Origin of the sequence: Kocuria subflava (assembly GCF_012163155.1) — a bacterium.
Taxonomy (GTDB): Bacteria; Actinomycetota; Actinomycetes; order Actinomycetales; family Micrococcaceae; genus Kocuria; species Kocuria subflava.
In genome coordinates this window covers 1-576 of the sequence record NZ_JAAVUN010000187.1, presented here as the reverse complement: position 1 = coordinate 576, position 576 = coordinate 1, and the positions used below count along the sequence as shown (strand labels likewise).

General features: G+C 64.9%; 1 protein-coding gene. It reads left to right on the top strand.

Translation table 11 applies throughout. The annotated features are described in order from the left end of the window. A partial coding sequence (locus GTW58_RS13690) for an integrase core domain-containing protein (protein WP_168023620.1) occupies positions 1 to 534 on the top strand: 534 nt, incomplete at its 5' end. Positions 535 to 576: the final 42 nt, after the last annotated feature.

The window sequence follows — 576 nt, the reverse complement described above, 5'->3', positions numbered from 1 at the left end:
GGGCAGATCCCCGACGGTGGTGGCTGGCGGCTCCATGGCCGCGGCAGCAAGCGGGCACGCACACCGCAGGTGGGCTACACCTACCTGCACTCCGCGATCGATGGCTACTCACCCCTGGCCTATACCGAGGCCCTGGAGAACGAGACCGCGGCAACCACCATCGCTTTCTTCTCCCGGGCCAGGGCGTTCTTCGCTGCTCACGGCATCACTCGCCTGGTCCGGGTGGTCACCGACAACGGCGCCAACTACCGCGCGAAGACCTTCGTTCGCACCGTGAACGCGCATGCCTCACGGCCTCAACGGACCCGGCCCTACACGCCCCGTCACAACGGGAAAGTCGAGCGCTACCAACGGATCCTCTCGGAAGAATGCCTCTACGCCCACGCCTGCTACTCCGAGCACGAGCGGCGCGAGGCGATCAACGTCTGGGTCCACCATTACAACTATCATCGGCCGCACACCGCCTGCGCCGATCAGCCCCCGGCCACCCGAGTCCACGAACGTGCCGACAACGTCATGACCTCATACAACTAGACCACTGGTGACGAATCTCGGGCGCGTATCAGCAGGTCGATT